This window comes from Streptomyces sp. NPDC044719, from assembly GCF_056433405.1.
Genome location: NZ_JBWKHE010000011.1, coordinates 102,942 through 122,065, shown reverse-complemented (window position 1 = coordinate 122,065; position 19,124 = coordinate 102,942). Strand labels below are relative to the sequence as shown.

The window sequence follows — 19,124 nt, the reverse complement described above, 5'->3', positions numbered from 1 at the left end:
CCCGGCGGAACGGGGTGCCGCTGCGCCCACCCGTGCCGCCCTGGGGGCACCTCCCAGGCCCTTAAGGCACTGGGGGAGGCACGCATGCCCGCAGCTGGGAAAAGCAATGCCGGCGCAGCTCCCCAGCTGCGCCGGCATTTTTTGCCGTCCGCCGCACCCCCGTCCCCACGGGGTTTCATGGGTGGATGTCCCCGCCCGGACCGCTCTTCCGGGCCTGGGGTCGCCGCTCAGCGCCCCAGCATCTCTCCCACGGACGACGCCTGTGTGGCCACTGTCTCCCACCCGTCGAAGACGAGGAGGAGCAGGACCGCCAGGGGAAGGGCCATCAGCGTCGCCACCAAGGGGTGGCGGCGGCCCGTGCGGCGGGGCCGGAGCGTGATGCGCTCCCGCGTGCGGACCAGCGTCCGCGGTGCCGTGTGGGCCATGGTCCCTCTCCTGACCGTTCTCAGTTGTCGTTGGCAGCGGCGGGCGTCTGACCTCGGGGGACGAGTGCTACACCCGCCGCTTGACCTCAAATCTAGGTGTCCGGCCCTCCCCGGGCGTCATGCCCTCGTACCGATTGCCGGGCCTCCCGGAGGATGAGCCGCCACCTGCGATGTACTCCCCTGGGTGGAGACGGAGAGGCAGGTCTCAGGGTCTTCCCCGACGGGACGCCCGGCTCACCCCGCTTTGTCTGAGCTTTCCTCCCGCGGAACCGGCTGCTCCACCAGCGCGAGCACCCGGTTCGCCATGAAGCGGGCCGTACGTACGACTGTCCCGCTTCGCGTGACTTCGCTCACTTCCACGACACCTCGGCGAACCGCCGTCTCCACCCTGCGGCCCGCCCTGCTCGCTATGACCTCGTACGTGCGCGTCGTGTCCCCCGCGTCCACGACTATCTCCACACGATCACCCTTCACAGGACCAATCCCCCTTCTGCGACGGGTGGTTGGGATCACTCGCCGCGCGAAGTCCGCCTCTTCGCGCCCTCCCTGACCACCTTTCAAGTCTCCCACCCACCACTGACAATCCATCACTCTGAGAGGGCGCGGCCTCTGCGCGTGGGCGGCCGTGGAAACGTAAGCTGTGGCTCGTCACAGGACCGGGCAGCGGGGATGAACATGGCGATGATGCGCCTGAGGCGCGAGGACCCGCGCGTCGTCGGCTCGTTCAGGCTTCACAGACGGCTCGGCGCGGGCGGGATGGGCGTGGTCTACCTGGGCTCCGACAAGAAGGGGCAACGGGTCGCGCTCAAGGTCATCCGCCCTGACCTGGCGGAGGATCAGGAGTTCCGTTCGCGCTTCGCGCGTGAGGTCTCGGCGGCGCGGCGGATCCGCGGTGGCTGCACGGCCCGGCTCGTGGCCGCGGACCTGGAGGCGGACCGGCCCTGGTTCGCCACACAGTACGTACCGGGACCCTCCCTGCACGACAAGATCGCCGCCGAGGGACCGCTCGGCGCCGCCGATGTCGCGGCCGTCGGGGCCGCCCTCTCCGAGGGCCTGGTCGCCGTGCACGAGGCCGGGGTCGTGCACCGGGACCTGAAGCCGTCCAACATCCTGCTGTCCCCGAAGGGGCCACGGATCATCGACTTCGGCATCGCCTGGGCCACCGGCGCCTCGACGCTCACCCACGTCGGCACCGCGGTCGGCTCGCCGGGCTTCCTCGCCCCGGAGCAGGTGCGAGGGGCGGCCGTCACTCCTGCCACGGACGTGTTCTCACTGGGGGCCACGCTCGCGTACTCCTCGATGGGCGACTCACCGTTCGGGCACGGCAGTTCCGAGGTGATGCTCTACCGCGTCGTGCACGAGGAGGCGCAGCTGCACGGCGTGCCCGACGCGCTGGCTCCGCTCGTCCGGGCGTGCCTGGCGAAGGACCCCGAGGAGCGGCCCAGCACGCTCCAACTGTCGCTGCGGCTCAAGGAGATCGCGGCCCGGGAGGCGCAGGACCTCGCCGGGGTGCGGCCGCCCGCACCGCGTGGCGCGGAGACCGATCGGCCCGTCGAGACCTACCCCGAGCGGGCCCGGCGACCGCAGGGACAGCAGGGTTCGGCGGGGGCCGGGGCGCAGCGGGGCCGGGGCACTCCCCCACCGCGGGGTTCCTCCCAGTCCCGGGACGGGGGCCCGTCCTCGGACGGTACGGCTTCCCAGGGGGGAGCCGGCGCCCGGGGCGGAGCGCGGCCTGCGGGGAGCGGGAACGGGAACCGGCAGGCGGGTGGCGCCAACCGCGGCAGGACTCCGGCGCGCGGCCGCGGCGCGTCGGCGCGGAACGGGGCGCGGCCGACGCCCACCGGGCGCAACGGAACCCGGTCGGGCAGCGGCAGCCGCCCCGCCCCGCACAGCGGCACCGGGCGTCCGTCCAGAACGGGCACCGGGCTGCGGCCCGCCAATCCGCGGTTGCTGCGGCAGCGGCTGTTCGTGTTCGTCGTGGTCACGCTGCTGGTGGCGATCGGCATCGCCCTGGTGCAGGGCTGTCAGGGCCCGGCGCGGGGACTCGGCGGCGACGGGGGCGGCGTACGGGAGCAGCAGGTCCACCGGTCGCAGCCGCTGGGCGACGTCCCCTCGCGGCCGGACGGTACGACCCGCGGCTGACCCGCCTCGGCGATCTCGCGCGGCTCGGTCTCGCCGCTGTCCCTAGACCTGGGGACGGCCGGTGGCCACGGCGTAGAAGGCCACGGCCGCTGCCGCTCCCACGTTGAGGGAGTCGACGCCGTGGGACATGGGGATGCGGACCCACTCGTCGGCGGCGACCAGCGCCTGGGTGGACAGGCCGTCGCCCTCGGCGCCGAGCATCAGGGCCACGCGGTCCATGGTGTGCGGGGCGGCCTCGTCGAGGGGCCGGGCCTTCTCGTCGGGGGTCAGGGCGAGGAGGGTGAAGCCGGCTTCGCGGACCGACTCCAGGCCCTTGGGCCAGGTGTCCAGACGGGCGTACGGGACGGAGAAGACCGCGCCCATGGAGACCTTCACGCTGCGGCGGTAGAGAGGGTCGGCGCAGTCCGGGGAGAGCAGGACCGCGTCCATGCCGAGGGCCGCCGCCGAGCGGAAGATCGCGCCGATGTTGGTGTGGTCGTTGACCGACTCCATGATGACGACGCGGCGGGTGGTCCTCAGCAGGTCGGCCGCCGTGGGCAGGGGCTTGCGCTGCATGGAGGCGAGCGCGCCGCGGTGCACGTGGTAGCCGGTGACCTGCTCGGCCAGCTCCGGGCTGACCGCGTAGACCGGGGCCGGGAGCTCGTCGATGACGTCGCGCATGACGTCGACCCACTTGGCCGAGAGCAGCATGGACCGCATCTCGTAGCCCGCTTCCTTGGCCCTTCTGATGACCTTCTCGCCCTCGGCGATGAACAGGCCCTCGGCGGGTTCGCGCTTGCGGCGCAGTTCCACGTCGGTCAGGCCGGTGTAGTCGGAGAGGCGCGGGTCGTCGGGATCCTCGACGGTGATGAGATCGGCCACAGGGTGATACTGCCTTGTCCTGGGTGCGGTGCCAACGGCTCGGTACGGTTTGTGTTACCCGGGGTTACTCGAGGGGCGCGGCGGCCGTGGGGCCGACCTTCACGACCTCGCCGATGACGATGACCGCCGGGGGCTTCACGTCCTCGGTCCGGACCGCCTCCGCGACCGTCGCGAGGGTCGCGTCGACCCGGCGCTGGGCGGCCGTCGTGCCCTCCTGGACGAGGGCGACGGGGGTGTCGGCCGGCTTTCCGTGGGCGACGAGCGTCTCGGCGATCTTTCCGATCTTGTCGACGCCCATGAGGATCACCAGCGTGCCGGTCAGCTTGGCCAGGGACGGCCAGTCGACGAGGGAACGCTCGTCGTCGGGCGCGACATGGCCGCTGACCACGGTGAACTCATGGGCGACGCCGCGGTGGGTGACCGGGATGCCGGCCGCGCTCGGGACCGAGATGGAGCTGGAGATTCCAGGGACGACCGTGCACGGGATGCCGACCTCGGCGAGGGCCTGGAGCTCCTCCATGCCGCGGCCGAAGACGTAGGGGTCGCCGCCCTTCAGGCGGACGACCGACTTGCCCTGCTTCGCGTGCTCGATCAGCGCGCTGTTGATGGCCTCCTGGGCCATGAAGCGGCCGTAGGGGATCTTCGCCGCGTCGATCACCTCGACGTGGGGCGGGAGTTCGGCGAGGAGGTCGCGCGGGCCGAGGCGGTCCGCGATGACGACGTCCGCCTCGGCGAGCAGGCGGCGGCCGCGGACCGTGATCAGGTCCGGGTCACCGGGGCCGCCGCCGACCAGGGCGACTCCGGGTGTACGGGTGCGGTGGTGCGGGGCGACGAGCGTGCCGTCGCGAAGGCCCTCCACGACCGCGTCGCGGATGGCGGCGGTGTGGCGGGGGTCGCGTCCCTTGGCGTCCGTGGTGAGGACGGCGACCGTGACGCCCTCGCTGTGGCCGGTGGCCGGGGTCCAGGCCGTCGCCTCGTCGGCGTCGTCGGAGCGGACGCACCAGACGCGGCGGCGCTCCGCCTCGGCGGAGGCCCGGGTGTTCGCCTCCGTGTCACCGGTGGCGATGAGGGCGTACCAAGCGTTCTCGAGGTCGCCTTCCTCATAGCGGCGACGCTGCCAGGTGATCTCGCCGGCGTCCGCCATGGCTTCGACGGAGGGGGTGGCCGAGGGGGACACGAGGACGATGTCCGCACCTGCTGCGATCAGCGCCGGGAGGCGGCGCTGGGCGACCTGGCCGCCACCGAGAACGACCACGCGGCGGCCGGTGAGGCGGAGGCCTACGGGGTAGGCGGGGTGTTCGGCCATGGGGGTGCGGCTCCTGTAGACGGCGGTGCGGTAGCCCTGACGTGCGGATTTTAATGGGCGGGAGTCGGGACGGCTCCGGTGGTCCAGTGGCTGGGCACCGGGGCCGCCCCTCAGCACCTACTTCTCAGTGACTCCCGCCGAATCGAACGTCGCCACCTCGTGCATCGCCCGGGCCGTGCTCTGCACCAGCGGCAGGGCCAGCAGGGCGCCCGTGCCCTCGCCCAGACGGAGGTCGAGGTCGACCAGGGGGCGCAGGCCCAGCTTGTTGAGGGCCGCGACGTGGCCCGGCTCGGCGCTGCGGTGACCGGCGATGCAGGCGGCCAGGACCTCGGGGGCGATGGCGCGGGCCACCAGGGCGGCGGCGCCGGCGCTGACGCCGTCGAGGATCACCGGCGTACGCAGGGAGGCGCCGCCGAGGAGGAGGCCGACGATGGCGGCGTGCTCGAAACCACCGATCGCGGCGAGCACGCCGATCGGGTCGGCCGGGTCCGGCTGGTGCAGTTCCAGCGCGCGGCGGACGACCTCCGTCTTGCGGGCGAGGGTCTCGTCGTTGATGCCGGTGCCCCGGCCGGTGACCTCGGCCGGGTCCGCACCCGTGAAGACGGAGATCAGGGCGGCGGACGCGGTCGTGTTGGCGATGCCCATCTCACCGGTGAGCAGGGCCTTGTTGCCGGCGGCGACCAGGTCGCGGGCGGTCTCGATGCCGACCTCGATGGCCTGCTTGGCCTCCTCGCGGGTCATCGCGGGCCCGGTCGTCAGGTCGGACGTACCGGCCCGGACCTTGCGGGGCAGCAGCCCCGGGGTGGCCGGGAGGTCGGCGGCGACGCCCACGTCGACGATGCAGACCTCGGCGCCCACCTGGGTCGCGAAGGCGTTGCAGACGGCGCCGCCGCCGAGGAAGTTGGCCACCATCTGGGCCGTGACCTCCTGCGGCCAGGGGGTCACCCCCTGCGCGTGCACGCCGTGGTCGCCGGCGAAGATCGCGACGGCCGCGGGCTCCGGGATGGGCGGCGGGCACTGGCGGGACAGGCCGGACAGCTGTGCGGAGATGATCTCCAGCATGCCCAGCGCACCGGCCGGCTTGGTCATGCGCTTCTGGCGCTCCCACGCCTCGCCGAGCGCCTTGGCGTCCAGCGGGCGGATCTGCGCGACGGTCTCGGCGAGCAGGTCGTGCGGTTCCTCTCCGGGCAGTGCGCGGCGGCCGTACGTCTCCTCGTGCACGACCCAGGACAGCGGGCGGCGCTTGGACCAGCCCGCCTGCAGCAGTTCGGGCTCGTCAGGGAACTCGTCGACGTAACCGACGCACAGGTAGGCGATGACTTCGAGGTGCTCGGGCAGGCCGAGGGCGCGGACCATCTCGCGCTCGTCGAAGAAGCTGACCCAGCCGACGCCGAGGCCTTCGGCGCGGGCGGCGAGCCAGAGGTTCTCCACGGCCAGGGCCGCCGAGTACGGCGCCATCTGGGGCTGGGTGTGACGGCCCAGGGTGTGACGGCCGCCGCGGGTCGGGTCCGCGGTGACGACGATGTTCACCGGGGTGTCGAGGATGGCCTCGATCTTCAGTTCCTTGAACTGCTTGGCCCGGCCCTTGGGGAGGGACTTGGCGTACGCGTCGCGCTGACGCATCGCCAGTTCGTGCATCGCGCGCCGGGTGTCGGCGGAGCGGATGACGACGAAGTCCCAGGGCTGCGAGTGGCCGACGGAGGGCGCGTGGTGGGCGGCCTCCAGGACACGGAGCAGCACCTCGTGCGGGATGGGGTCGCTGCGGAAGCCGTTGCGGATGTCGCGGCGTTCGCGCATGACCTTCAGTACGGCCTCGCGTTCCGCGGCGTCGTACGCGGGGGCGGCGGGGCCGGTGGACTGTCGTGGTTCTGCCACTGGCGCCGCGCTCTCTTCGTCGTGACGTGCCTGGTCGGCCAAGTCATCCTGGTCGGCGGCCCGGGTGTCCAGGTCGTCGGCGTTCTGTACGAGTTCGGCGTCGCCGTCGCGCGGTGCGGGGACGGTGGCGACGGGGGCCGGAGGTTCCGGCGCCTCGGCCTGTGCGGGCTCGGGCTGTGCCGGCTCGGGCTGTGCCGGCTCGGGAGCGGCGGGCGGCTGGGACTGCTGGGGGCCCTGGACGGGCTGCATGCTCGGCTCGTCCGTCTTCCCGTCCACCTGCTCGTCCGTCTTCTCGTCCGTCTTCTCGTCCGCGATCGGCTCGGGGAGTACGACGGTGACGTCCTCGGCCGATGCCGGGGGGACGCCCGTGGTCTCGGGCATGGGGGTCACCGGCTCGGGGGCGGGCTCGGGAGCGACTTCCTCGGCCACGGGGGCGGGCGCGGGAGCGACTTCCTCGGCCACGGGGGCGGGCGCGGGAGCGACTTCCTCGACCGTGGGGGCGGGCTCGGCTGCCTCGGATGCCTGGGGCGGTGCGGGAGCCTCGGCGGGTGCGTCGGGCGCGGGTGTCTCGGTGACCTGGGCCTGGACCGGCGCCGCAAGGGGCTGCGACGGGGCGGCTGCTGTCTCCGGTGCGTCGGCGAGCGCTCCGGCCTCGGGTGCGTCGGCGACCGGAACCGGGGGCACCGGAGCCGGCGCTTCAGGGGTGGGAGTGGCGGTCTGTGGAGCCGTCGGCTCGGGAGCGGGGGCGGCTGCCTCGGCGTCGGTCGGCTGAGGAACGGGCGCGGCCTGCGGGGCGATCGGCTCGGCAACCGGCGCGAGGGCCTCGACGCCGAGGGCGTCCGGCTGCTGCGCTACGGCCTCGGGAGCGGCCTCTTCCACGGGGCCGGGCGCGTCGGCCTCGGGGCCGGCAACCTCTGCGGGTGCCTGTGCCACAACCGCGGGAGCGACTGCCTCGGGCGCCTCCGCGGGAGCCTCGGGAACACCGGCCGCCTCCACGGCACCGGCCTCGGGCCCACTGGCGGCCTCCGGGAACGGAACCGCTTCAGGGGCCGGTACGGCCTCGGCGACGGGAGCTGAGGCCATCTCCTGCTGCGCGGCAGCCGCCGGAACGTCTTGGCCCGCATCGGCGGAGCCGCCGACGGCGCCCGGCTCGGTGGCCTCGGGAAGACCACCGGCAAGCCCCGGCTCACCGCCATGACCAGTACCGGCCTGACCGGAACCCTCCACGACCGGCGCCTCCCCCGGAAGCGGCTGGGGCGCGGAAACGGCCCCCGCCTCAGCCTCGGTCACTTGCGCGGGTACGTCCTGCGCGGGCTGCTCGGCGGCAACGGCCTGCTCGGCCCCGGCCGTCGGCGTCGGCGTCGCCTGCGCCGCCTCCGTCGCCACGCTGATCGCGACGGCCCCGGGCACCGGCTGCGCTTCCGGAACAACCGTTTCCGCAGGGGCCGCCCCGGCGCCCACCTGGGCCTGGTGGGTGACCTGCGCGTCCCAGGGCGCCGCCGGGGGCGAGGACATCTCCGGACTGCGCGGGGCGTCGAGGTACTCGGGTCCCGCCGACTGCGGCGCGGGCTGTCGCAGCGGCGCGTCCGCCGGACCACGGTCGGCGAGGGAGCGGACCGGGCTGGCGGAGCTGTCGGGCAGCGGCGGGCCGAGGTGCAGCGGGCGGCGCGGGGTGACGGGCGGGATCGGCGGAGGGTCGGGCAGCCGTACGCCGCCGAGGTCGACCGAGCCGCTGTCGCGGCCGGAGATCTCGTGCGGGCCCGGCTCGTGCACGGTCTCGGCGACCGGCTCCGGCGCGGGCGGGGCGACCTCGTTGCCCCAGGCGCCCTGGGCGCCCGGCAACAGCAGCAGGTCGTCGTCCTCGGCGGTGGTCTCGGGCTCGGAGAGGTAGGTGTACGAACCGTGCGCGGGGGCGCCCGGCTGCTCCACCATGCCTGCGTTCTCCGGCAGTCCCTCGCCCGGGACCTGGCCGGTGTCGGTCATGCGTACCCCTCGCCCATCGGTTAGTGCTCCTACGACCAGCTCGCCCGGAACGGCGCACCGACCGCCCCGCTGTGAAGAACGAGCGTGCGTCCCCAGCGGCACGAGCGGCACGCCTCAAAAAGGCGACAAAGCCATTCAATGGCATTGTCGCGGCCGTACCGCCCTCGCGGCAGCTTGATCCGCGACGGTTCCGCTGTGGACTGCGCCACGTTGCGCGTCTTCAGGTTCTGCCGTACCACACACACCCCAAAACGGGCGGGTTTTCCGGACATTGACCGACGAAGTGCCGGGCGTCCGCGTGCGGTGCAACGATCGGCCAGCCTACCGCGCGCAGTACGACAACCCGATCACGGGGACGGCGGCGGGATCAGGCGCTGCGCCGCGGCAGCACGCCGCTGAGCAGGAACGCGACGCTCCGTTCCTTCTCCGTCCAGGCCCGGGTGTCGAGTTCGACGGACTGCAGCAGGGCGCACTCGACGCCGTAGCCGTGTTCCGTCAGGTCGCGGCCGATGAGTTCGGCGGCGTCGCGGGTGCCGGCATGCGTGACGATGCGCTGCGGGCGGCGGTCGGCGACCGCGGAGACGACGGCCGCTCCCCCGCCGCCGACGCGGACGACGTCCGGTTCGGGGAGGTTCTCCAGAACGTGCGGTGCGGTGCCGTGCACGATCTGGAGCTGGACGCCGAGGCGGCGTGCGGCGGCGTCGGTGCGGGCACAGGCGGCCCGGTCGCTGTCGACGGCGATGACGGCGGCGCCGGCGCGCGCGGCCTCGATGGCGAAGGCGCCGCTGCCGCAGCCGATGTCCCACACGAGGTCGCCGACGCGCGGTCCGAGGCGGGCGAGTTGGGAGGCGCGCAGCGGCTGGGTCTCGCCCTCGCCGAGGGGGGCGCCGTAGGCATCGGAGGGCAGGGACCAGCCGCGGGGCCCGGCGGAGGGGTCGCGGCCGGCGATCCAGCCGCCGGTCTCCCCCGCGGTGCCGGGTCCGGCCGGGCCGCCGAGGACGATGACGACGTTGGGGTCGCGCCAGGTGTGGTCGGCGGCCTTGTCGGAGGTGACGATCGTGACGCGCTCGCGTTCGGTGCCGAGTTCCTCGCAGATGACGAAGGAGCGGTGGACTCCTTCGAGGAGCAGGCCGAGTTCGGCCGGGCCGGCGCCGGGTGAGGTGAGGACGGCCACCTTGGTGTGGGCTCGGCATACGTTCACCGCGCGGCGCAGGGTGCGGCGGTGTGCGACGACCACCTGTGCGTCGTCCCAGGGCATTCCGGCGCGGGCGAAGGCGGCGGCGACGGAGGAGACGGCGGGGACGACCTCGACCTCGAGGCCGAACTCGGGGGCGCGCAGGGTCCGTACGACGCCGAAGTAGCCGGGGTCGCCGTCGGCCAGCACGACGGCCGTGCCGCGGTGGCCGGCGATGCGGCGGGCGGCGAGGGCGACACTGCCGAGGCGGATGCGCTCGGCGCCGGCGGGCACCTCGGGGAGCGCCAGGTGGTGGGCGGCACCCGCCACGAGCGTGGCGGCACCCAGGGCGGCGCGTGCCGCGTCGGTCAGCGGCGAACCGTCCCAGCCGATCACCGTGACCCGGTCGGCCATCGTCGTCAGTCTCCAGAGGATCTCGCAGGTCTGCTGCGTGTCGTGTCGCGAGCGGCCCGTGGGTGGGCTTGGTGAGAGTACCCGGTGGAGCCGTCGGAGGGGACGGCGGTGCGGTCGCGCACGGTGGCCGTTCCGGTCAGTTCCAGTCGCCGAAGGAGGTGAAACCGCCGGGCAGCCGGCCGCCGACGCCCTCCAGGTCCTCGGGGAGCAGGCTCCAGACGATGAAGTCGGTGCGTACGTCCGTCCATGTGCCGTCCTCGGCACGGCTGCGGGCTATACAGGCGTTGCGCAGCACGCCCTCGCTGATACAGCCGATCTTCTGGGCGACCTGCTGGGAGGCGGTGTTGTCGGCCGCCGTGCGCAGTTCGATGCGTTCGAACTTCTGGTCCGAGAAGAGCCACCGGGCGGTGACCAGGGCGGCCTCGGAGGCGTAACCCTCGCCCCGGGCCCAGGGGGCGATGATGTACGACAGTTCGGTGGAGCGTACCCGCCAGTTGGTCTTGCTCAGCTGGATGATGCCGACCAGGCGCTGGGTGAGGAACTCGGTGACCGCGAAGTCGAGCCCACGTCCCTCGGTGCGCTCGGCGGGGGCGGACTCGGTGATCCAGGTGCGGGCGCCGTCCTCCGTGAAGGGCTGGGGGACGGAGGTCCAGGCCGCCACCTGTTCGTCGTTCATCATCGCGGCCAGGGCGGCGACGTCGTCTTCGTCAAGGGGACGCAGCACCAACCGCTCCGTGCTGATGGAGACGTTGGGAAAGGTGCTCGTCATGCGCCGCTCCGTAACCTTCGGTGAACCTTCAGGGCCTGCTGAACTGCCCAGCATGCAGCATGAAAGCACTGCTCCGCACCACAGGGTCCTCCCCCGATGCGGTGAGGGAGGACCCCGTTCGGCGCGGGTGCCGGGCGTGGCTCAGAAGGACGCGAGCACGGCGCCGTCGTACTTGTCCTGAATGAACTTCTTCACCTCGGGCGAGGTGAGAAGCTTCGCGAGCTTCTTCACCCGCGGGTCCTTCTCCTCGCCCTTCTTCACGGCGAGGAAGTTGCCGTACGGGTTGTCCTTCGGGGACTCCAGGACGAGGGCGTCCTTCGCCGGCTTCAGGTCGGACTCGAGGGCGTAGTTGCCGTTGACGATCGCGGCGTCCACGTCGTCGAGGGAGCGCGGGGTCTGGGCCGCCTCCAGCTCCTTGAACTTGAGGTTCTTCGGGTTCTTGGTGATGTCCGAAGGGGTCGCCTCGTTGCCGACGCCCGCCTTGAGGGTGATGATCCCGTGCGCGGCGAGGAGCTTGAGGGCACGGGCCTCGTTGACGGTGTCGTTGGGGACGGCGACCGTCGCACCGCTCTTCAGGGCGTCGGCCTTCTTGACCTTGTGGGAGTAGAGGCCGAGCGGCTCCAGGTGGACCGTGACGACGGGCACGATGTCGGTGCCGTTCTTCTTGTTGAAGTCGTCGAGGTACGGCTGGTTCTGGAAGTAGTTGGCGCCCACGGAGCCGTCCTGCGTCGCGGTGTTCGGCGTGACGTAGTCGGTGAACTCCTTGACCTGCAGGTCGAGGCCCTCCTTCTTCGCCAGGTTGTCCTTGACGTAGGTGAGGATCTCGGCGTGCGGGGTGGGGCTGGCGGCGACGATCAGGGGTCCGTCGGAGCCGGAGTCGCCCGCGCCGCAGGCGCTGAGCCCGAGGGTGAGGGCTCCGGCGGCGAGGACGGCGGTGGTGATCTTGGCGGTGTTACGCACGAAAAGTGCCTTTCCTTTTGGCCTTGAGGGTGGTGCGGCCCCGTCGTGGGTGAACGGGGAGTTCTCGGGTGAACGGAGAGTTCAGGAGGCGGCCTTCAGCAGCCGCAGCTTCGGGGCGGGGCCGGAGTGGGCGCCGCGGCGGTGCAGGGAGCGGGCCGCGTAGTCGCCGGCGAACTGGATGACCGAGATGACGACGGCGAGGATCGCGACGGTGATCCACATCAGCTGTGTCTCGAAGCGCTGGTAGCCGTAGCGGATGGCGATGTCGCCGAGGCCGCCGGCGCCGACCGTGCCCGCCATGGCCGAGTAGCCGATCAGGGCGACGATCGTGGTGGTGGTGCTGGAGATCAGCGACGGCAGGGACTCGGGGACGAGGACCTTGCGGACGATGGTCCAGGTGTTGCCGCCCATGGACTGCACGGCCTCGACGAGCCCGTGGTCCACTTCGCGGACGGCCGTCTCGACCAGGCGCGCGAAGAACGGGATGGCGCCGACGGCGAGCGGCACGATGGCCGCCTCGACGCCGATGGTCGTCCCGGTGATGGAGCGGGTGAAGCCCATCAGCGCGACCATCAGGATGATGAACGGCAGGGAGCGGGCGATGTTCACGATCTGCCCGATGACCTTGTTGGCGGCGAGGTTCTGGAGCAGGCCGCCGCGGTCGGTCAGGACCAGCAGGATCCCGAGCGGCAGTCCGCCGGCCACGGCGATGAGCGTGGACCAGCCGACCATGTAGAGCGTGTCCCAACACGCCTGTTCCAGCAGTGGCTGCATCTCGGACCAGGTCACTTGGCACCCTCCTTCACCAGTTCGGCCTCGTGGCCGACGACGTCGATCTGCAGGCCCTTTTCGCGCAGGAACCCGATGGGTACGACGTTGTCCTCGTAGCGGCCGGGCAGTTCGATGCGCATCCGGCCGACCTGGAGGCCGCCGACGGTGTCGATGGCGGCGCCGAGGATCGATATGTCGATGTTGTAGGTGCGGGCGAGCTGCGAGATGACGGGCTGGGTCGCGCTCTCGCCCTGGAAGGTGACGTCGACGACGGTGCGGTCCTCGCCGGAGGCCTCGCCGCCGAGCGGGAACAGCGCGGAGGCCAGTTCGGAGCCTGGGGTCGCGAGCAGTTCGCTGACCGTGCCCGACTCGACGACGCGGCCGTTCTCCATGAGCGCGGCGGAGTCGCAGACCGACTTCACGACGTCCATCTCGTGCGTGATGAGCAGGACGGTCAGGCCGAGCTGGCGGTTCAGGTCGCGCAGCAGCGCCAGGATCGACCGGGTCGTCTCCGGGTCGAGGGCGCTGGTGGCCTCGTCGGACAGCAGCACCTTGGGGTCGCCGGCCAGGGCGCGGGCAATGCCGACGCGCTGCTTCTGGCCGCCGGAGAGCTGCGCGGGGTAGGAGCCCGCCTTGTCGGCGAGGCCGACCAGGTCGAGCAGCTCCAGCGCCTTGCGGGAGCGTTCCTTGCCGGACTTGCCGAGGATCTCCAGCGGCAGCTCGACGTTGTCCTGGACGGTCCGGGAGGACAGCAGGTTGAAGTGCTGGAAGACCATGCCGATCCGGCTGCGTGCCTCCCGCAGTTCCTTTCCGGCGCGCGGGCCGCGGCCGGCCAGGGCGGTGAGGTCCTGTCCGGCGACGGTCACGGTGCCGGAGGTGGGGCGTTCCAGCAGGTTGACGCAGCGGATGAGCGAGGACTTGCCGGCGCCGGACTGGCCGATGACGCCGTACACCTCGCCTTCGCGGACGTGCAGGTCGACGCCGTCCAGGGCGGTGACCTCGCGGCCGCGTGAACGGTAGACCTTGGTCAGGTCCGTTGTGGTGATCACGTGGGTTTCCGTCACTGTCGAGTGCGCGGGCGTGGGTGTGCCCGGGCACAGAGGCATTCGTTCAGGGACGCGACACGGTTCTCGCTGAGGCGGGGAACCGGGGAGAACATGCGCGCGGGGCGGCTCGGCGTCTCGCAGCGCTCCATGCGTGCGGACATGCCGCTGTCTCGCTTCGGGGCGCGAGCTCAGGGGGTGGTGCGGGGGCCCTCTAGAAGGCGCACATTCGACACATACAACGAGCACCGGGCGTCATGGTCGCCTCGGTCGCGGGGATGCGGTCGCTCGTCGTGGTCATGTCGCCAGTAAAACACGCGTACGGTCCTGACAGTCACGCCGCTGTCCGGATGCTGGACAGCGGTGGACAGGGTCGGGGACGCGTCAGCCGCGGCCGGAGATTTCCACTCCCTGCTCGGTGACCAGTGCGGACAGGGCCGACAGGTTCGCGACGACCAGGTCGGCGTCGAGCTGGTGGGCCTGGTGGGTTGTGGTCAACGCCACGGTGGTCATGCCGGCGGCGCGGCCGGCCGTCAGGCCCGCGGGGGCGTCCTCGAAGACGACGCAGTGGGCCGGGTCGACGCCGAGGGTGCGGGCGGCGAGCAGATAGGGCTCGGGGTCGGGCTTGCCGCGGGTGATGTCGTCGGCGGCGACGAGTGTCTTGGGGAGGATGCCGACGGCGTCGAGCCGCGCCTCGGCCAGCCGCCGGGTGGCGGAGGTGACGACGGCCCAGCGTTCGGCGGGCAGCGAGTCGAGGAACGCGCGTGTGCCGGGCAGGAGGCGCACCCCGCCGTTGGGTACGTCCTCCACCTCCAGGTCCTCGATCCGCGCGACGGCCTCCGGCACGGTCTCGGCGGGCAGCAGGTCGGCGGCTATCTCGGCGGCCGGCCGGCCGTGCAGTTCGACGCGCGCGAACTCCTCGGCCGTGATCCCGTACTCCGCGGCCCACCGTGTCCAGCAGCGGTCCACCGAGTCGAGGGAGGAGACCAGGGTTCCGTCGTTGTCGAACAGCAGGGCTTGCGCGTGGATCTTCATGCCCTCGACCCTACGGTGCGGGCCAGGGCCGGAAGCATCGGGCCTTTTCGGCCGTATTAAGGTCGCAGCATGCTTGCTGCTCTGACGCTGGTGACCGGCGTCGCCGCGCTGCTGCTCGCCGCCTGGTGCGGCCTCGCGGCCTACCGTGACCAGCCGACGAAGGACTGGCACTTCATCGGGATGGCCGTGGTCACCCTGCTGTCGCTGGTCCAGCTGGTGGTGGGGATCGTGCTGCTGGCGCAGGGCGAGAAGCCGGAGCAGGGCACGACGATCTTCGTGGCGTATCTGCTGGGGGCGTTCGCGTGCGTCCCGGCGGCGGGGTTCATGTCACTGGCCGAGCGCACCCGGTGGGGCTCGGTGACGGTTGCCGCCGGCGGTGTGGTGCTGGCGGTGCTGGAGGTGCGGCTCTATGACATCTGGGGAGGCTGAGGTGAGCCGGCGGCGGCTGATCGGTGGGCCGGGGATCCTGCTGGTGTGGTTGTACGGCGTGATGGTCGTGGGGGCGGTGTCGCGGTCCGCGTATCAGATCGCCACGGAGTTCGACCGGGCGCCGCTGGCCTACTCGCTGTCGGCGGTCGCCGGTGTCGTGTACGGGTTCATCACGTACTCGTTGGTGCGGGGTGGGGAGACGGCGCGCAAAGCCGCGCTGGCGTGCTGTGTCGCGGAGTTGGTGGGGGTGCTGACGGTGGGGACCTGGACCTTGGTCGAGCCGTCCGCCTTCCCGGACGCGACCGTGTGGTCGGACTTCGGGATGGGGTACGTGTTCATTCCCGTGCTCCTGCCGCTGACCGCCATCTACTGGCTGCGGAAGGGTGCGCCTCGGGAGGAGGCCGCCTGAGGTTCGTCAGGCGGCCGCGGGCCGTGTGTGGTTGCTCGCGCAGTTCCCCGCGCCCTTGAGGGCGAGACTCAAGCTGTCGCCGCGTAGGTCCTGGCCGGCTTCTCCAGGACGATCATGGGGATGCCGTCCGCCCCCTGGGACGTGCCCACGGTCTCGTAGCCCACCTTGCGGTAGAGGCGGAGGTTGCCCTCGTTGCGGTGGCCGGTGTGGAGGCGGAAGCGCTTGGCGCCGTGCTGGTCGGCGAGGGCGGATTCGGCCGCCCGGAGGAGGCGGGCTCCGATGCCGTGGCCCTGGAGGCGCGGGTGGACGCAGAGCTTGCCGATCGCGGCGGCGCCGTCCTCGGCGACCGCCCCGCGGACCGAGCCGACGACCTCGTCGCCGAGCCGGGCCACGAAGACGCAGTCCCGGGTGACCTCCTCGCGGACCGAGTCGAGGGTTTGGACGAGCGGGTCGATGCGGTAGTTCCCGTACAGCGCCGCTTCCCGCTGGAAGCACAGGTACTGCAGCCTGAAGATCTGCTCCGCGTCCTGCCCGGTCGCCGCAGAGATGGTCACGCTCATGCCCATGTGCGCACGCCTCCCGCTCATCTGATCACCTGTCGTTCCTCACTCCTATCCCCGTCCTCAGTGGGCCGCAACCTCCGGCGTGAGCAATCTGCGCAGACATCCCAGGCATCTGGAACGTTCCGGGCCAAGACTCCCCTGTGAGATACCCAACTCCCCTGCGATTTCCCGGTATGTCAGATCCTGCGGGGAGAGCAGGGCCTCCATCAGCCGGGGGCAACGGCCCGGGAGGCGGCGTACGGCTTCGCGCAGGGCACGGCCGCGGGCCGCGGCGAGGGCGAGCTGTTCGGGGTCGCGGCCGCCGTCGTCGGCCGGCTCGCCGGCGTACGGCCGTTCGAGGCGGCTCGTACGACGGGTACGGCGGGCCTCCGAGCGGACGGCGCGGCGCAGCCATCCCTGGGGGTCGAGCGGCGGGTCGTCGGCGTCGAGGCGCTCCAGCAGGCGGAGCCAGACCGCCTGTTCCAGGTCACCGGCCTCCGCTCCCGCGGCATATGCCTCCGCGGAGGCCTCGGCGGTGAGCAGCGGGCCCAGGGCGGTGACCAGGTCGGGTGTCATATGCGGAGCGACGCGGCCGCCCGGGCGGCGGGTTGCCCGGGCGGCCGAAGCTCACTCGACCGGGTGGTGTGAGCTCAGCCGTTGACGAAGGCCTCGCGGGCCAGCAGGCCCGTGTCGGGCTGGTCGGTGAAGACACCGTCGATGCCGGTCGCGAAGTACGCCTCGTACGCGCCGAAGACATCGCCGTAGGCGTCCGCGTCCGTGCCCTTGCGGAAGTTCGCGGGCAGGAACGGGTTCTCGTTGCGCAGGGTCCACGGGTGCAGGATCAGCCCCACCTTGTGCGCGTCCGGGACGAGCGTCGTCGGCTGCGTGAGGTTGCCCTTGGCGTCGCGCGGGATGACCAGGTCGAGGGTCGGGCCGATGCCCTGCGCGTAGGAGGCGATCTCCCTGAGGCCGGCCGGCTTGACCAGGTCGGCGACGGTGCGCGGGTCGCCGCTCTCGACGAAGTCCCAGGGGCGGGTGCCCGCCGAGGACAGCAGGACGACCAGGGGGTTGTCGACGAGCTTGTTGAGACGCTCGATGCTGGTCGGCTCGAAGGACTGGACGATGACCGGGGAGGTCCGCCGGTCCTTGCGGTACTTGCGCAGCACCTTGGCCACCCGCTCCTCCAGCGGCAGGCCCTGCTTGCGGAAGTAGGTGGGGTGCTTGAGCTCGGGGTAGATCCAGACCTGCTTGCCGCGCTTGCGGGTCTGCTCGTCCTGCCACCTCAGGACCTCTTCGAAGGTGGGGATCTCCCAGTGGCCGTTGTAGAGGGTGTTGTGCGGGCGGTTGGCCGGAATGCGCTCGATCGCGCGCAACGTCTTGAGCTCGGCGAGCGTGAAGTCCTCGGTGAACCAGCCGGTGGTGGAGACGCCGTCGAGGAGCTTGGTCTTCTTGCGGTCGGCGAACTCGGGGTGGTCGGCGACGTTTGTGGTGCCGCCGATCTCCGGCTCGTGCCGGCAGACCAGGTGCCCGTCCTTCGTCGGCACCAGATCGCCCGCCTCGACGATGTCGGCGCCCAGGTCGAGGGCCAGCTGGTACGACCCCAGGGTGTGCTCCGGTCGGTAGCCGCTCGCCCCGCGGTGGCCGACGATCGTCGGCTTGGGCAGGCTCTTGAAGCCGCCGTGTCCGCCGCCGTACCGGGAACCGTCCGCCCGCGCCGTGCCGGTCATGCCGAGGACCGCTCCGCCGGCGGTGAGCACCGCCGCGCCGAGCAGGGCCCGCCGTCCGGTCCCGCTCGTTTCTTCGTTCGACTCCTGCGTTCCCATGGAGCGCCCTCCCTGCCGTCGACTCGTCAATGCTGGCCGATCGTACGGGCGCGTACATGACGGGTGTGAGACCCCGGGCGGAACACGCGGGTGACTCCGGATGTCGTAGTGGCTGGTGGGGACGGTGAACTGACGATTCGTCGTATGCCGTTCGATTCGGTGCGGCGGTTCTGGGAACGCGTCCGGTGCGATCCGAGGCGATGTCCGTCACATCATGGCGGCAGGGTTACCCACCGTCGACGACACGCCACCGCAGGTAAACACGCGTCAACAGTGCGTAAGGCCCTGGTTAAGTCGCCGTGCCCGATGTGCGCGATCCCCGGGGCCACGAGTATCGTCCTCACCTGCACATACTCATACAGATTCCCTTGACACCGGAGGGTCCGTTGTCCCGCTTCGCGCTCATCAAGGCAGTGCTCGGTCCGGTCATGCGCCTGATGTTCCGCCCACAGGTGGAAGGTGCGGAGCACATTCCGGGCGACGGTCCGGTCATCCTGGCCGGCAACCACCTGACGTTCATCGACTCGATGATCCTGCCGCTGGTCTGCGACCGGCAGGTCTTCTTCATCGGCAAGGACGAGTACGTGACCGGGAAGGGCTTCAAGGGCCGGCTGATGGCCTGGTTCTTCACCGGCGTCGGCATGATCCCGGTCGACCGCGACGGCGGCCGGGGCGGGGTCGCCGCGCTGATGACCGGGCGCCGGGTGCTGGAGGAGGGCCACGTCTTCGGGATCTACCCCGAGGGCACGCGGTCGCCCGACGGCCGGCTGTACCGGGGGCGTACCGGCATCGCCCGGCTCACCCTGATGACGGGGGCGCCGGTGGTGCCGTTCGCGATGATCGGCACGGACCGGCTGCAGCCGGGTGGGGCGGGCCTCCCCCGGCCGGGGAAGGTCACCGTGCGGTTCGGTGAGGCGATGGAGTTCTCCCGGTACGAGGGGATGGACCGGGACCGCTATGTGCTGCGGGCCGTGACGGACTCGGTGATGAGCGAGGTCATGCGGCTGTCCGGGCAGGAGTACGTGGACATGTACGCCAGCAAGGCCAAGGAAGCGGCGTAATTCTCTGGCCGCGGGGGGGGGGGGGGGGGGGGGGGGGGGGGGGGGGGGGGGGGGGGGGGCGGGGGGGGGGGGGGGGGGTGGCTTCGCTCTCCCCTCCCCGCA

Annotated in this window: 18 protein-coding genes; 4 read left to right on the top strand and 14 right to left on the bottom strand. The window is 71.9% G+C overall.

Annotated features, from left to right (window positions below; genetic code table 11):
• Positions 1-227: 227 nt before the first annotated feature.
• The gene (locus tag AC07DF_RS36290; RefSeq protein WP_382497687.1) at positions 228-425 is read right to left on the bottom strand and encodes a hypothetical protein; all 198 of its coding nucleotides are present in this window, start codon (positions 423-425) and stop codon (positions 228-230) included.
• 234 nt (positions 426-659) lie between these two features.
• Complete coding sequence (locus AC07DF_RS36285; RefSeq protein ID WP_478981247.1) at positions 660-899, bottom strand: hypothetical protein; 240 nt, start codon at positions 897-899, stop codon at positions 660-662.
• A 195-nt stretch (positions 900-1,094) separates the two neighbouring features.
• Here AC07DF_RS36285 and AC07DF_RS36280 point away from each other — a divergent pair, with 195 nt between their 5' ends.
• Entirely contained in the window at positions 1,095-2,567 is a 1,473-nt protein-coding gene (locus AC07DF_RS36280) for a serine/threonine-protein kinase (protein WP_478980979.1), read from the top strand.
• Between the two features lie 42 nt (positions 2,568-2,609).
• Here AC07DF_RS36280 and AC07DF_RS36275 read toward each other — a convergent pair whose 3' ends face one another.
• From AC07DF_RS36275 to AC07DF_RS36235, 9 genes are all read right to left on the bottom strand, one after another.
• Positions 2,610-3,428, bottom strand: a complete 819-nt coding sequence (locus AC07DF_RS36275) for a TrmH family RNA methyltransferase (protein WP_359896741.1) — start codon at positions 3,426-3,428, stop codon at positions 2,610-2,612.
• A 64-nt stretch (positions 3,429-3,492) separates the two neighbouring features.
• Positions 3,493-4,734 (bottom strand): uroporphyrinogen-III C-methyltransferase, encoded by a 1,242-nt coding sequence (gene cobA / locus AC07DF_RS36270; RefSeq protein WP_478980976.1) that lies wholly within the window; start codon positions 4,732-4,734, stop codon positions 3,493-3,495.
• A 117-nt stretch (positions 4,735-4,851) separates the two neighbouring features.
• Complete coding sequence (gene cobT / locus AC07DF_RS36265; RefSeq protein WP_478980974.1) at positions 4,852-8,592, bottom strand: nicotinate-nucleotide--dimethylbenzimidazole phosphoribosyltransferase; 3,741 nt, start codon at positions 8,590-8,592, stop codon at positions 4,852-4,854.
• Between the two features lie 367 nt (positions 8,593-8,959).
• Complete coding sequence (gene cbiE, locus AC07DF_RS36260; RefSeq protein WP_478980972.1) at positions 8,960-10,180, bottom strand: precorrin-6y C5,15-methyltransferase (decarboxylating) subunit CbiE; 1,221 nt, start codon at positions 10,178-10,180, stop codon at positions 8,960-8,962.
• 136 nt (positions 10,181-10,316) lie between these two features.
• Positions 10,317-10,949, bottom strand: coding sequence for a GNAT family N-acetyltransferase (locus AC07DF_RS36255; protein ID WP_478980970.1), 633 nt, complete (start codon positions 10,947-10,949; stop codon positions 10,317-10,319).
• Between the two features lie 141 nt (positions 10,950-11,090).
• Positions 11,091-11,909 (bottom strand): MetQ/NlpA family ABC transporter substrate-binding protein, encoded by an 819-nt coding sequence (locus AC07DF_RS36250; protein ID WP_478980968.1) that lies wholly within the window; start codon positions 11,907-11,909, stop codon positions 11,091-11,093.
• A gap of 81 nt (positions 11,910-11,990) precedes the next feature.
• The gene (locus AC07DF_RS36245; protein WP_311124735.1) at positions 11,991-12,698 is read right to left on the bottom strand and encodes a methionine ABC transporter permease; all 708 of its coding nucleotides are present in this window, start codon (positions 12,696-12,698) and stop codon (positions 11,991-11,993) included.
• Positions 12,695-13,729, bottom strand: coding sequence for a methionine ABC transporter ATP-binding protein (locus AC07DF_RS36240; protein ID WP_478980965.1), 1,035 nt, complete (start codon positions 13,727-13,729; stop codon positions 12,695-12,697). Before AC07DF_RS36240 ends, AC07DF_RS36245 begins: the two co-directional genes overlap by 4 nt.
• A 378-nt stretch (positions 13,730-14,107) precedes the next feature.
• Positions 14,108-14,758, bottom strand: a complete 651-nt coding sequence (locus AC07DF_RS36235) for an HAD family hydrolase (protein WP_478980963.1) — start codon at positions 14,756-14,758, stop codon at positions 14,108-14,110.
• Between the two features lie 69 nt (positions 14,759-14,827).
• Between AC07DF_RS36235 and AC07DF_RS36230 the strand changes: the two genes are divergently transcribed.
• Together AC07DF_RS36230 and AC07DF_RS36225 are read left to right on the top strand one after the other, a co-directional pair.
• Entirely contained in the window at positions 14,828-15,187 is a 360-nt protein-coding gene (locus AC07DF_RS36230; RefSeq protein ID WP_215122567.1) for a hypothetical protein, read from the top strand.
• A complete protein-coding gene (locus AC07DF_RS36225; RefSeq protein ID WP_478980961.1) occupies positions 15,168-15,596 on the top strand; it encodes a hypothetical protein in 429 nt (142 codons plus the stop codon). The genes AC07DF_RS36230 and AC07DF_RS36225 overlap by 20 nt, the downstream gene beginning before the upstream one ends.
• Before the next feature lie 68 nt (positions 15,597-15,664).
• Here the strand turns inward: AC07DF_RS36225 and AC07DF_RS36220 are convergent, their stop codons facing one another.
• The 3 genes from AC07DF_RS36220 to AC07DF_RS36210 all read right to left on the bottom strand — a co-directional run bounded on the left by AC07DF_RS36220 (position 15,665) and on the right by AC07DF_RS36210 (position 17,961).
• Positions 15,665-16,162 (bottom strand): GNAT family N-acetyltransferase, encoded by a 498-nt coding sequence (locus tag AC07DF_RS36220; protein WP_478981245.1) that lies wholly within the window; start codon positions 16,160-16,162, stop codon positions 15,665-15,667.
• Positions 16,163-16,219: 57 nt separating this feature from the next.
• Positions 16,220-16,714 (bottom strand): RNA polymerase sigma factor, encoded by a 495-nt coding sequence (locus tag AC07DF_RS36215; RefSeq protein WP_478980959.1) that lies wholly within the window; start codon positions 16,712-16,714, stop codon positions 16,220-16,222.
• A 74-nt stretch (positions 16,715-16,788) separates the two neighbouring features.
• Positions 16,789-17,961: a glycerophosphodiester phosphodiesterase gene (locus tag AC07DF_RS36210; protein ID WP_478980957.1), complete on the bottom strand. Its 1,173-nt coding sequence runs from the start codon at positions 17,959-17,961 to the stop codon at positions 16,789-16,791.
• Positions 17,962-18,347: 386 nt separating this feature from the next.
• Here AC07DF_RS36210 and AC07DF_RS36205 point away from each other — a divergent pair, with 386 nt between their 5' ends.
• Complete coding sequence (locus AC07DF_RS36205) at positions 18,348-19,022, top strand: lysophospholipid acyltransferase family protein (protein ID WP_478980955.1); 675 nt, start codon at positions 18,348-18,350, stop codon at positions 19,020-19,022.
• The last annotated feature ends 102 nt before the right edge of the window (positions 19,023-19,124 follow it).

Excerpts from the sequence above, each read along its gene's own strand:
- AC07DF_RS36290 (WP_382497687.1), bottom strand. The coding sequence starts at position 425 with ATGGCCCACACGGCACCGCGGACGCTGGTCCGCACGCGGGAGCGCATC.
- AC07DF_RS36280 (WP_478980979.1), top strand. The coding sequence starts at position 1,095 with ATGAACATGGCGATGATGCGCCTGAGGCGCGAGGACCCGCGCGTCGTC.
- cobA (WP_478980976.1), bottom strand. The coding sequence starts at position 4,734 with ATGGCCGAACACCCCGCCTACCCCGTAGGCCTCCGCCTCACCGGCCGC.
- cobT (WP_478980974.1), bottom strand. The coding sequence starts at position 8,592 with ATGACCGACACCGGCCAGGTCCCGGGCGAGGGACTGCCGGAGAACGCA.
- cbiE (WP_478980972.1), bottom strand. The coding sequence starts at position 10,180 with ATGGCCGACCGGGTCACGGTGATCGGCTGGGACGGTTCGCCGCTGACC.
- AC07DF_RS36255 (WP_478980970.1), bottom strand. The coding sequence starts at position 10,949 with ATGACGAGCACCTTTCCCAACGTCTCCATCAGCACGGAGCGGTTGGTG.
- AC07DF_RS36235 (WP_478980963.1), bottom strand. The coding sequence starts at position 14,758 with ATGAAGATCCACGCGCAAGCCCTGCTGTTCGACAACGACGGAACCCTG.
- AC07DF_RS36230 (WP_215122567.1), top strand. The coding sequence starts at position 14,828 with ATGCTTGCTGCTCTGACGCTGGTGACCGGCGTCGCCGCGCTGCTGCTC.
- AC07DF_RS36225 (WP_478980961.1), top strand. The coding sequence starts at position 15,168 with ATGACATCTGGGGAGGCTGAGGTGAGCCGGCGGCGGCTGATCGGTGGG.
- AC07DF_RS36220 (WP_478981245.1), bottom strand. The coding sequence starts at position 16,162 with ATGGGCATGAGCGTGACCATCTCTGCGGCGACCGGGCAGGACGCGGAG.
- AC07DF_RS36215 (WP_478980959.1), bottom strand. The coding sequence starts at position 16,714 with ATGACACCCGACCTGGTCACCGCCCTGGGCCCGCTGCTCACCGCCGAG.
- AC07DF_RS36210 (WP_478980957.1), bottom strand. The coding sequence starts at position 17,961 with ATGGGAACGCAGGAGTCGAACGAAGAAACGAGCGGGACCGGACGGCGG.